8 protein-coding genes are annotated in these 11,725 nt (G+C 71.7%); 2 read left to right on the forward strand and 6 right to left on the reverse strand.

Annotation, left to right across the window (positions count from 1 at the left end; all coding sequences use genetic code 11):
* Positions 1–42: 42 nt before the first annotated feature.
* Positions 43–1,236, forward strand: a complete 1,194-nt coding sequence (locus AB0D34_RS29475; RefSeq protein WP_362666678.1) for a methyltransferase domain-containing protein — start codon at positions 43–45, stop codon at positions 1,234–1,236.
* Here the strand turns inward: AB0D34_RS29475 and AB0D34_RS29480 are convergent.
* The 6 genes from AB0D34_RS29480 to AB0D34_RS29505 all read right to left on the reverse strand — a co-directional run bounded on the left by AB0D34_RS29480 (position 1,214) and on the right by AB0D34_RS29505 (position 9,282).
* A complete protein-coding gene (locus AB0D34_RS29480) occupies positions 1,214–3,262 on the reverse strand; it encodes a cell wall-binding repeat-containing protein (RefSeq protein WP_362666680.1) in 2,049 nt (682 codons plus the stop codon). The genes AB0D34_RS29475 and AB0D34_RS29480 overlap by 23 nt on opposite strands.
* Positions 3,263–3,377: 115 nt before the next feature.
* The gene (locus AB0D34_RS29485) at positions 3,378–4,586 is read right to left on the reverse strand and encodes a sigma-70 family RNA polymerase sigma factor (RefSeq protein WP_362666825.1); all 1,209 of its coding nucleotides are present in this window, start codon (positions 4,584–4,586) and stop codon (positions 3,378–3,380) included.
* Between the two features lie 271 nt (positions 4,587–4,857).
* Positions 4,858–5,214, reverse strand: a complete 357-nt coding sequence (locus AB0D34_RS29490) for a YciI family protein (protein WP_362666682.1) — start codon at positions 5,212–5,214, stop codon at positions 4,858–4,860.
* Positions 5,215–5,351: 137 nt separating this feature from the next.
* A complete protein-coding gene (locus tag AB0D34_RS29495) occupies positions 5,352–6,407 on the reverse strand; it encodes an LCP family protein (protein ID WP_362666684.1) in 1,056 nt (351 codons plus the stop codon).
* 85 nt (positions 6,408–6,492) lie between these two features.
* Positions 6,493–7,821: an endo-1,4-beta-xylanase gene (locus tag AB0D34_RS29500; protein WP_362666687.1), complete on the reverse strand. Its 1,329-nt coding sequence runs from the start codon at positions 7,819–7,821 to the stop codon at positions 6,493–6,495.
* A 381-nt stretch (positions 7,822–8,202) separates the two neighbouring features.
* The gene (locus AB0D34_RS29505) at positions 8,203–9,282 is read right to left on the reverse strand and encodes a LacI family DNA-binding transcriptional regulator (protein WP_362666689.1); all 1,080 of its coding nucleotides are present in this window, start codon (positions 9,280–9,282) and stop codon (positions 8,203–8,205) included.
* A 134-nt stretch (positions 9,283–9,416) separates the two neighbouring features.
* Here AB0D34_RS29505 and AB0D34_RS29510 point away from each other — a divergent pair, with 134 nt between their 5' ends.
* Entirely contained in the window at positions 9,417–11,723 is a 2,307-nt protein-coding gene (locus AB0D34_RS29510; RefSeq protein WP_362666691.1) for a glycoside hydrolase family 3 N-terminal domain-containing protein, read from the forward strand.
* Positions 11,724–11,725: the final 2 nt, after the last annotated feature.

The following is an 11,725-nucleotide window of genomic DNA, read 5'->3' on the forward strand; positions in this document are numbered from 1 at the left end:
TGCCGGAAGCACACGGTCCACCGACTGGCCCACAATGACCCGGTGAACGACCTCGCCCCCCTCCTCACCCCCGAGGGCCGTGCCCTCCTCGACCAGGTGCGCGGTACCGCCCCCGCCGACGAACTCGCCGTGGCCACCCGGCTGCGCCGAGAGCACCCCGCCGAACTGGTCTCCGCGGCGCTCGGCCAGGCCCGGCTGCGGCAGCGGGCGGTGGCGAAGTTCGGGGCCGAGGACGCGGGTCGGATGTTCTTCACGCCGAACGGGGTGGAGCAGTCGACCCGGGCGAGCGTGGCGGCGTATCGCGCAGAGCGTTTCAGGGCGCTGGGAGTGCGGTCGGTCGCCGACCTGTGCTGCGGGATCGGCGGGGACGCGATCGCGCTGGCCCGGGCCGGGATCCGGGTCCTCGCGGTGGACCGGGACCCACTGACGGCGGCGGCCGCACGGGCGAACGCGGACGCGCTGGGACTCGCCGACCTGATCGACGTACAGGAAGCCGATGTCACGGAGGTCGACACGGCCACGTACGACGCCGTGTTCGTGGATCCGGCGCGGCGGGGCGGCCGTGGGCGGATCTTCGATCCGGAGGCCTACTCGCCGCCGCTGTCATGGGCCGTCCAGGCGGCCCTCAAGGCCCCGCACGCCGCGCTGAAGGTCGCGCCCGGCATTCCGCACGAGGCGGTCCCGGAGGCGGCCGAGGCGGAATGGATCTCCGACGGCGGGGACGTGAAGGAGGCCGTGCTGTGGTTCGGCACCGCGCCGGGCGAGGTACGGGCGACCCTGCTGCCGGGGCCGCGGACGCTGCTCGGCCGGGGACTGCCCGATCCCGAAGTCCGTTCCGTGGGGCGGTACTTGTACGAGCCGGACGGGGCCGTCATCCGGGCCCATCTGGTCGCCGAGGTGGCGGCGGAGGTCGAGGGCGGACTCGTCGACCCCACCATCGCGTACGTGACGTCAAACGCCCTGGTCGCGACCCCGTACGCCACCGCCTACGAGATCACCGACCAACTCCCCTTCAACGTGAAGAAGTTGAGGGCAGTGCTGCGGGAACGCGAGGTCGGGATCCTGACCGTGAAGAAGCGGGGGTCGGCCGTCGAGCCGGAGGAGCTGCGGCGCAAGGCTCTGCCGAAGGCGCAGGGGCCTCACTCGGCGACCGTGTTCCTGACCCGGGTCGCGGGGGCGCCGACCATGCTGATCGGCGCCCCCGCGACGGCCGTTACTGGCGCTGGAGCGTCCTGAGCGGCTCCAGGTGCGGGTCGGCTCCGAGCGGTCCCGGTCGTGCCGCGGTGGCGGACGGACCGGAGTCGGCACGCACGGCCTGGCTGCTCATCCGGGTGCTTGCGGGCACGTCGCCGTTGTAGAACGCCGTGTAGACGACCTGGCTGCCGGTCGCCGCGGCCGCGGCGCCCGCGGTGCTCAGCGCGCCCGCCGTCACCGAGCCCGAACCGCCGAAGGCGATCACCGAGTTGGCGCTCGCGGACTCGCGCAGGAGGTAGCCGGAGACCTCCTTCGACAGGGCGGGGCGTGTGGTCCACAGGACGGGCCCGAAGACGTTCATCGCCGCGGCCGCGGACAGTCCGTCGCGCCAGGAACCGGAGTAGGCGAGGGCCACGCTGCCCGGGGCACTCCACCAGAACTTGGCGAGGTTCACCGAGAGGGACTCCTTCGTGCCGCCCGTGATCGGGTAGTACGAGTACGAGGAGGGCCAGCGGGAGAACGTCGAGTGGGTGAGGGCGTACTTGGCGTCCGCGCCCACCGTGATGATCATGGTCTTGTTCGGGTTGAGGCCGTTGAGGTACGACTTCACCGACGAGGTCAGCTTCTTGCCGTTGGTCAGGACCAGGCCGCCCGCGCTGCTCGTGCCGTCGGCGCCGGCCGCCGCGGCCGCCGGGAGGGACGCGTAGGCGTCGGTGCCGGAGGCCAGGAAGACGTACTTCGGGCCGGTGGTGATGGTCTTGGCCACGGCGACCGAGGTCGCGTAACGGTCCGCGCCGCTCAGCCGCTTGGGCGTGAAGCCGAGGGCCTTGACCTGCGAGGTGACGCTGCTGCTCAGGATGGACGTGTTGCCGAGGAGGTACACGTTTGCGCCCGGCTTCAGCACCCGCTTCAGCTCGGCCTTCACCGCCGCGGACAGCCCGGTCTTCGGGGTCGGCAGCACCGGCCCCTGCTTCTTGCCGGCCAGCGCGGGCGCGGTGAGCGCGTACGCCGTGCTGTCCCGGTTGGTGAGGACCGCGGCCTTGGCGTCCATCAGGCCCGGCGCGTGCTGGCCGACCTTGTTCCAGGTCCAGCGGGAGCCCGCGACGGTGGTGGTGTAGCTGTCGGCGCCCCAGACGCGGGCGGTGTTGTTCTTGCGCAGCGGCTGCCAGCTGGGGTTGGAGCCCTGCGGGGTGCCCGGGACCGTGGTGAGCGCGCCGGTGGCCAGGTCGACGTACGCGGTGGTGTGCACGTCGGCGCTGTCGCCTGTGGTGTGCGCGTCGAAGACGATGCGCTTGCCGGTCGGCGACCAGGACGGGTTGACGGCGTAGCCGGGGCCCGTGGTGACCTGCTTGACCTCGGTGCCGTCGGCCTTCGCCGTGAAGACCTGGAGCTTGCCGTCGGTGTCCTTGCGGACGAAGGCCAGCTGGGTACCGTCGGGCGAGTAGGCGGGCTGCTCGGCGTTGGCCAGCACCCGCTTGACCGTCTTGGCCGCCGGGTCGAAGACGTAGACCCCGGCGTTGTCGTAGCAGCCGTAGTTGATACGGCGTTCGAAGGCGAGCTTGCCGGACGGGCTCGCCGTCGGGTCGGTGTCGCAGACGGTGGACGGTTCCTGGGCGGCCGTCAGCAGCGGGCTGGGCGCGTAGGAGCCGTCGGAGGGGCCGTAGACGAGCTGGCCGCCGGTGGAGAAGACGACGTACTGGCCGCCCCACCAGAAGGTCAGGTCCTCGTAGACGGCGCTGGAGCGCACGCCCTGTGCCGTCGGCAGGGTGAACTTCGAGGCGCCGCTGGGGCGGATGCTGGTGATGTCCTGGCCGTAGGCCGTGACGAAGCGGCTGCCGTCCGGCGCCCAGGCCCCGTCGGAGCCCGAGCCGGAGTTCGGGATCTGGGCGGTCGCTCCGGTGGACGGGGTCACCAGCACCGGGCCGTCGGTCAGGAGGCGGCCCTCGGTGCCCGGCCAGGGGCCCGCGTCGTCGGCGGCGGCGCCGGGCGCGGCGGCCAGGGTGCCCACCGCGGCGAGCGCCGCCGCGGTCGCGAGCGCCGCGGCACGGCGGCGCGTGAACAGTCTCAAGTTGTCATCCCCCACACGGGTCTTCACAGCCTCTCCACAGAGGCCGAATCACTGTAGATCGTGAACGGGACACAAGGGGAACGAATTTACTGATGAACAACCGTTCGGCAACGGATTACTGACCGCACTCCCGTGCCCGGTCGAGGAGCATGTCCCGCTCCCGTTCGTTGCGGGTCAGCGCGGCCGCCCGTTCGAACTCGGCCCGCGCCTCGGTCGTACGGCCGAGGCGGGCGAGGAGGTCGCCGCGGACGCTCGGCAGCAAGTGGTAGTCGTCCAGGGCGGGTTCGCCGGTGAGCGCGTCGACGATCTCCAGGGCCGGGCCCGGGCCCTCCGCCATCGAGACGGCGACCGCGCGGTTGAGTTCGACGACCGGGGAGGGAGCACGGGCGGCGAGCAGGCCGTAGAGGGTGGCGATGGCCCGCCAGTCGGTCTCCTCGTAGGAGTACACGTGCGCGTGGCAGGCGGCGATGGTGGCCTGGAGGGCGTAGGGGCCGGGGGCTCCGGTGGCCGTGGCGTCGGCGCGTCCCAGCGCCTTGATGCCGCGGGCGATGAGCATGCGGTTCCAGCGGCTGCGGTTCTGGTCCTTGAGGAGGACCGGCTCGCCGCGCGGGCCGGTGCGGGCGGCCGTGCGGGAGGCCTGGAACTCCAACAGGGCCGCGAGGCCGTGCACTTCGGGTTCCTTGGGCATCAGCGCGGACAGCAGGCGGGCCAGGCGCAGGGCGTCCTCGCACAGGGAGGGGCGCAGCCAGTCGTCGCCGGCGGTGGCCGCGTAACCCTCGTTGAAGATCAGGTAGATGACGTCCAGGACGGAGCCGAGGCGGGCCTCGCGGTCGGGGCCGTAGGGCACCTCGAAGGCGATGTTCTTCGTGGCGAGGGTCCGTTTGGCGCGCACGATGCGCTGCGCGACCGTGGCCTCCGGGACGAGGAAGGCGCGGGCGATCTCCGGGGTGGTCAGGCCGCCGAGGAGACGCAGGGTGAGGGCGGTGCGGGCCTCCGCGGACAGCACCGGGTGGCAGGTGGTGAAGACGAGCCTGAGCAGGTCGTCGTCGATGTCCTCCGGGTCGGACGGCTCCTCGGGCGGGGCGGTCTCCGACAGGTCCCGTCCGATCTCGGCCAGCTTGCGGGCGTAGTTCTCGCGGCGGCGGACCAGGTCCACGGCCTTGCGCCGCGCGATGGCCATGAGCCAGGCCCCCGGGTTGTCGGGGACGCCGTCGCGCGGCCACTGCTCCAGGGCGGCGACCAGCGCGTCCTGCGCGAGCTCCTCGGCGATGCCGACGTCCCGCACGACACGGGTGACACCGGCGATGATGCGGGGCGACTCCATGCGGAAGACGGTCTCGACGGAGGTGCGGACATCGGTGTGGGAGGGCTGTGAGGTGGTCACAGCCCCCCATTCGACACCGTTACGGCCGTACCGCCAAGGAAGGTGAACCGGCCCCGCGGCCGTGGAAGGGGCTCGGAGTCTGTGTCACATCCCGGTCGGATCAGCGCACGTCGTCATGGGGCCCCCGCGCGAGCGCAAGGCGCCGGAGCGCTCTCGTGGCGGACGTGCGTGCCAGGCGGCGGGCGCCCGACCGGGGATGTGACACAGGCTCTCAGCCCTCCACGATCTCCCGGACCTCGCAGGTGACCGTCCAGTGCTCCTCGTGCACCTTCAGGAAGCGCTTGGTCCACTCGATCGCCTCGGCCATGTCCTTGGCCTGCACGATCGCGTACCCGCCGACGACCTCCTTGGCCTCGGTGAAGGGCCCGTCGGTCACTGACAGCTGCCCCTTCTCCCAGCGCACCCGGCTCCCCTGCGCGGTCGGCGTCAGCCCGGCGGTGTCGAGGAGCACCCCGGCCTTCGTCATCTCCTCGATCAGCTCGCCCATCCGCTGCATCAGCGCGTCGCTGGGGCCCTCGGCGGGGGCGGTCTTCTCGTCGATCTGGACCATCGACAGGTAACGCGGCATGGTGACTCCTCGGTCGCTTCGAGGCCGGTCCTTTCCGGCCTCCCACCAGTGCGTCGATCGGGAGAGACCGGGATCGACAGACTCCGCGGAATTTCCTCGGAGATTTTTTCCCGGCAACCTGACCCCGGTCACGGTGGTCAGCGCAGCGACTCCCACAGCCTGCTCGCGGCCGGCTCCTCCGCCACCACCCGGTTGGGGTTGGAGGGCGCGGTCACCACCGGCATGGTCACGGTCTTCACCTCGTCCGCCGACAGGCCCTTCAGGCTCTCGCCGAGGCTCATCAGCTCGGTCAGGGAGTCGAGTCCCGTGTCGGTGGTGAGGCTGCCGGTGATCGCGTCGGCGACGGAGTACAGCTTGGTGGGGCTGGTGAGGATGTTCGTCGAGGACATCTGCTCCAGCAGGGCCTTCACCAGCTTCTGCTGGAGGCCTATTCGGCCGAGGTCGCTGCCGTCGCCTATGCCGTGCCGGGTGCGGGCGAGCGCGAGGGCCGTCCTGCCGTCGAGGTGGTGGGTGCCCGCCTTCAGATGCAGGTGGCTGTCGTCGTCGTCGATGTCCTCGTCCGTGGTGACCGTGACGCCGCCGAGGGCGTTGACCAGCTTCGCGAAGCCCGAGAAGTCGATCTCCAGGTAGTGGTCCATGCGGACGTTCGTGATCGACTCGACGGTCTTCACCGCGCACACCGGACCGCCCACCGAATAGGCGCTGTTGAACATCGCCCCGTACGCCACCGCGGTGGAGCCCCCGTCGGACAGCGGGCAGGACGGACGGGTGACGAGGGTGTCGCGCGGGATGCTGACGACGGTCGCCCTGGTGCGTCCCGCGTCGATGTGCACGACCATCGCGGTGTCCGAGCGGGCACCGGTGCTGCTGCCCCCGCCGAGCGCCTGGTTCTCCTTGCCGCTGCGCGAGTCCGAGCCCAGCACCAGGATGTTGACGGCCTCGGTGGGCAGGGGGGTGGCGGAGACGGTGCCGGACGGGGTGGGCGTGGTCACCGCCTTCGCGGGGCGGTCGTCGCCGAGCGCGCTGTTGATGTCGACGCTCTTGATGTTGCTGTTGAGATGCCAGTACACCCAGCCGGCCGTCCCCACGCCCAGCACCAGGAAACCCGCCAAGGTGAGGCCGGCGGCCTTCAGCAGTCTCGGCCGCCGACCGGGTCTTCTGCCGACGTCTCCGCTCTCTTCCTGTCCCGTCACAGGGAGGAACGTAAGTCCGAATTATTACGGGCAGGAACCTTCAGACAGGATTACTTCGGAAATTCTCAGACTTCTCATCTCGTGATCAGCCCAGTTCAACGGCGGGTACGGGGTTGCTGCCGCTCCATGAGCCATTGAATCCGAAAGTCACCGAACCGCCGTCCGGAACCGTCCCGTTGTAGGAGGCGTTCGAGCAACTGACCGCCGCGCCGGACTGGGTGCAGGTCGCGTTCCAGGCCTGAGTGACCCGCTGCCCCGCGCCGAACGTCCAGCCGGCCTTCCAGGACGACAGCGAGCCGCCTGCGCAGGAGACCGTCACCTGGCCCGTGAACCCGGTGTTCCACTGGCTGGTCACGGCGTACTTCGCGGTGCAGCCGTCCGTCGAGGGACCGCTGCCGCCGAGCGCCTGGGCGATCGCGTAGTACGCCGGTTTCGGCGCGTAGTTCTCGTCGTACGGCGTCGCCGCGCCCTGTCCCGGGAAGGTGCTCGGGATCCAGGAGTCGGAGTCGGTGAAGCCCCACACGGTGACGCCGGCGCAGCGCGCGACGGCCACGCAGGCGTTCGTCACGGCCCTGTAGTCGGCGGCCTGCTGGGCCAGTTTCGTGCTGTCGGAGGGCAGTGCCATCCGGATGTCCAGCTCGGTGATCGCCACGTCGACACCGAGGTCGGCGAAGCGCTGGATGTTCTGCTGGAGGGTCGAGGGCACCTGACCGACGATCAGATGGGCCTGGAGTCCGACGCCGTCGATCGGAACGCCCTGCTCCTTCAGCGACTTGACCAGGTTGTACAGAGCGGTGCTCTTGGCGTTGACGCCCTCGACGTTGTAGTCGTTGATGTACAGCTTGGCGGCGGGGTCGGCGGCGCGGGCGGCGGTGAGGGCCTGGGCGATGTAGCCGGTGCCGAGGCCGTTGTACCAGAGGGTCTGGCGGTAGGTGCCGTCCTCGTTGAAGGGTTCGTTGACGACGTCCCAGGCGGCGAGCCGGCCCTTGTAACGGCCCACTTCGAGCGCGATGTGGTCGTTGAGAAGCGTGCTCAGCTGGGCGGAGGTCCAGGTGCCGTTCGTCAGCCAGCTCGGGTTCTGGCTGTGCCAGACCAGGGTGTGGCCGCGCACCTGCTGACCGTGCGCCTCCGCGAAGTTCACGATCTGGTCGGCCTCGGCCCAGTCGTAGCTGCCCCGGGTCGGCTCGACCGAGCCCCACTTCATGGCGTTGCCGGGGGTCAGCGCGTTGAACTGCGCCCCCGCGAGGTCGCCGTAGGTGCCGGTGAGCTTGGAGCCGGTGACGGCCGTGCCGATGACCTTGCCCTTGGCGTCGGCGAGGTCGCGCAGGGGCGGGTCGGCGGCGTGCGCGGCGGGTGCCGTGGCCAAGAGCGCGCCCAGGAGGAGAAGGGGTAAGCCGGTTCTCAGAGATCTCATGCGGGTGCCTCCGAAAGTTTCGGTCGTCCAACCGATTGGCTTCGGAGGAGTGTGGGCGCAGCCGCCCCACCCGTCAATAGTCACCTTCCGGCGCCACACCAGGACGGGCCGTTGGCCGCGTACTGCGCGCAGGGGACAGGGTGGGGGGTGTCCGCCCGCAGCGGCCGGCGTCCGTTACAGAGCCCCTGTTGCAGGGACCGAGCCGCCGGACCGAGGACGGATACCCCCCACCCCGGCCCCGACCCACAACACACCGCACGCGCTACACAAGCCCCCACCGAACCGCAACAGGCCGCCGCAGGCACCTCAGGGGCGCGGGGAACTGCGCAAAACACCAGCCCCCACCGACCCCGCACCCGCCCCACAACCTGACCCGGCACCTCAACAGGCGTCCCGCTCAAGCCCAGCGCAGCGCGCCGTGCTGCTGCGCACCACCAGGCTCGTCGCCAGCTCCACCCGCGTCGCCGCCGGATTACCCGCGTCCCGCCCCAGATCCAGCACCAGCTTGGCCGCCGCCTCGGCCATCTCGGTCAGCGGCTGGCGTACGGTCGTCAGCGGCGGGCCCACCCAGGGCGCCACCGGAAGGTCGTCGAAGCCGACCACGCTCAGGTCCTCCGGAATCCGCAGGCCCAGCTCGCGCGCGGCCTCGTACAGGCCGAGCGCCTGGAGGTCGTTGCCGGCGAAGACCGCGGTGGGACGGTCCGGACGGCGCAGGAGCTCCAGGCCCTGGCGGTAGCCGGTCTCGTGGTGGAAGTCGCCGGCCATGATCAGCTCGGGGTCGACGGGCAGGCCCGCGGTCTCCAGGGCGGCCCGGTAGCCGTCGATGCGGGCGCGGCTGCACATCATCCGGGAGGGCCCGGTGATCGCCCCGATCCTGCGGTGACCCAGTTCGACGAGGTGCCGGGTCGCGGCGAGGCCGCCCTGCCAGTTGGTCGCGCCGATCGAGGGCACGTCGGCGCCCGGATCGCCCGCCGGGTCCATCACCACGAACGGGATCGACCTGTTGCCGAGCAGCGCGCGCTGGGACTCGTCGAGTCCGGAGAGCACGAGGATCACCCCGTAGGGGCGGCGGGCGGCGACCTGGTCGGCCCAGGTGCGCCCGGGGGTGAGCCGCCCCGCGCTCTCACTGAGCACGACACTCAGTCCGGCGTCCCGGGCCACGTTCTCCACGCCCCGGATGACCTCCATCGCCCACGCGCTCTCCAGTTCGTGGAAGACCAGGTCGATCAGAGGCGAACGGCTCGCCTCGGCACGCCGGCGCCGGTAGCCGTGCGCGCGCAGCAGGTCCTCGACGCGGGCGCGGGTCGCGGGCGCGACATCGGCACGGCCGTTGAGGACCTTCGAAACTGTCGGCGCCGACACGCCGGCCTCCCGGGCGATCTCGGCAAGGGTGGCGGTCTGCGGGGACCTTCCCGCCGTAGGGGAAGTCGTCCGGGTTTCAGCGGGCTCCGGGGGTGTCATGGCGGCGATCGTATCCCTGCGCGACCTCTTGACGAACCCTTCCGACGGCCCTAGGTTCCCAAAACATTCGGATTACATCTCGAAACATTCGCGAAGTCGTCGTCGACCCGACAGTCGAGCCCGACAGGAGTTACATGACCACCGCGCCTTGGCGTGACCCCGCCCTGCCCGCCGCCGCCCGCGTCGACGACCTCCTCTCCCGGATGACCCTTCAGGAGAAGACCGCCCAGCTCTACGGCGTGTGGGTGGGCGCCAGCGCGGACGGGGACGGAGTCGCCCCCCTGCAGAGCGAGATGACCGCCGACTACGACTGGGACGAGCTGATCACCCACGGCCTGGGCCAGCTCACCCGCCCCTTCGGCACCGCCCCCGTGGACCCGGCGCTGGGCGCGCAGGCACTGGCCCGCGCCCAGCGCCGTATCGCCGACGCGGGCCGCTTCGGCATCCCCGCGCTCGCGCACGAGGAGTGCCTGGCCGGCTTCACCACCTGGCGGGCCACCGCCTATCCGGTGCCGCTCGCCTGGGGCGCGAGCTTCGACGCCGGCCTGGTCGAGGAGATGGCCCGGGCCATCGGCCGCGACCTGCGCTCGGTCGGCGTCCACCAGGGCCTGGCCCCCGTTCTGGACGTCGTCCGCGACCCGCGCTGGGGACGGGTCGAGGAGACGATCGGCGAGGACCCGTACCTGGTGGGCACGATCGGCGCCGCGTATGTGCGGGGCCTGGAGTCGGCCGGGATCGTCGCCACGCTCAAGCACTTCGCCGGGTACGCCTCCTCGGCGGGCGCCCGGAACCTCGCGCCCGTGCGGGCGGGGGTGCGGGAGTTCGCCGACATCACCCTGCCGCCCTTCGAGTTCGCCCTGCGCGAGGGCGGGGCCCGCTCGGTGATGGCCGCATACACCGACACGGACGGCGTCCCGGCCTCCGCCGACCCCGGCCTGCTGACCGAACTCCTGCGTGAGCAGTGGGGGTTCACCGGCACGGTGGTCGCCGACTACTTCGGCATCGGCTTCCTCCAGACCCAGCACCGGATCGCCGGCACCGAGGCGGGCGCGGCCCACGCGGCCCTGGACGCGGGCCTGGACGTCGAACTGCCGACGGTGAAGTGCTACGGCAAACCGCTCGTGGAAGCGGTCCGAGCCGGGGAGGTCCCCGAGTCCCTGATCGACCGGGCGGCCCGCCGGGTCCTGCTCCAGAAGTGCGAGCTCGGGCTCCTCGACGAGGACTGGAACCCGGAGCCCGCCGAGCGGATCGACCTCGACTCGACGGCCAACCGCGCCCTGGCCCGCCGCCTCGCCGAGGAGTCGGTGGTCCTCCTCGACAACCCGGACGGTCTGCTCCCGCTGGCCCCCGACACCCGGATCGCGGTCGTCGGCCCCCGCGCCGCCGACGCCCTCGCCATGCTGGGCTGCTACTCCTTCCCCTCCCACGTCCTCACCCACCACCCCGACGTCCCGATGGGCGTCGAGATCCCCACGGTTCTTCAGGCCCTGCGCGCCGAACTCCCCGACGCCAAGGTCACGTTCACCGAGGGCTGCGGGGTCGACGACCCGGACACCGCGGGCTTCGAGGAGGCGGTGGCCCGGACCGCCGAGGCGGACGTCTGCGTGGCGGTGCTCGGCGACCGGGCGGGCCTGTTCGGACGCGGCACCTCGGGCGAGGGCTGCGATGTGACGGACCTGCAACTGCCCGGTGTGCAGGGCGAATTGCTGGACTCCCTGGTCGCCACCGGCGTCCCGGTCGTCCTGGTCCTCCTCACCGGCCGCCCCTACGCGCTGGGCCGCTGGCACGGCCGGCTCGGCGCGGTCGTCCAGGCCTTCTTCCCCGGCGAGGAGGGCGGCCCCGCGGTCGCCGGAGTCCTCTCGGGCCGGATCAACCCCTCGGGCCGCCTCCCGGTGAGCGTCCCGCGGGTGCCCGGCGGCCAGCCCTGGACCTACCTCCAGCCCCCGCTCGGCCTCGCGGGCGGGGCCAGCAACCTGGACCCGACCCCGCTGTACGCCTTCGGACACGGCCGCTCCTACACGGAGTTCGCCTGGGAGGACGTCGAGGGCTCGACACCAGGGATCACCACCGACGGCTCCTACGACCTCGCCGTCACCGTCCGCAACACGGGCGAGCGCCCGGGCGCCGAGGTCGTCCAGCTGTATCTGCACGACCCGGTGGCCTCGGTGACCCGCCCGGACGTCCGCCTGATCGGCTACCAGCGGCTGGAGTTGGCCCCGGGCGAGTCCCGTCGCGTGACCTTCCACTTCCACGCCGACCTGTCCGCCTTCACCGACCGCAAGGGCCGACGGATCGTCGAACCGGGCGACCTGGAGCTACGGCTGGCCGCGTCGAGCGCGGAGAACCGGCACACGGAGCGGCTGCATCTCACGGGCCCGGTGCGGGAGCTGGGCCCGGACCGGCGGCTGCGGTGCGAGACGGAGGTGGCGGAGACGGGGTGAAC

The organism is Streptomyces sp. NPDC048420 (genome assembly GCF_040651535.1).
Classification (GTDB): domain Bacteria; phylum Actinomycetota; class Actinomycetes; order Streptomycetales; family Streptomycetaceae; genus Streptomyces.

Excerpts from the sequence above, each read along its gene's own strand:
- AB0D34_RS29485 (WP_362666825.1), bottom strand. The coding sequence starts at position 4,586 with ATGGAGTCGCCCCGCATCATCGCCGGTGTCACCCGTGTCGTGCGGGAC.
- AB0D34_RS29490 (WP_362666682.1), bottom strand. The coding sequence starts at position 5,214 with ATGCCGCGTTACCTGTCGATGGTCCAGATCGACGAGAAGACCGCCCCC.
- AB0D34_RS29500 (WP_362666687.1), bottom strand. The coding sequence starts at position 7,821 with ATGAGATCTCTGAGAACCGGCTTACCCCTTCTCCTCCTGGGCGCGCTC.
- AB0D34_RS29505 (WP_362666689.1), bottom strand. The coding sequence starts at position 9,282 with ATGACACCCCCGGAGCCCGCTGAAACCCGGACGACTTCCCCTACGGCG.
- AB0D34_RS29510 (WP_362666691.1), top strand. The coding sequence starts at position 9,417 with ATGACCACCGCGCCTTGGCGTGACCCCGCCCTGCCCGCCGCCGCCCGC.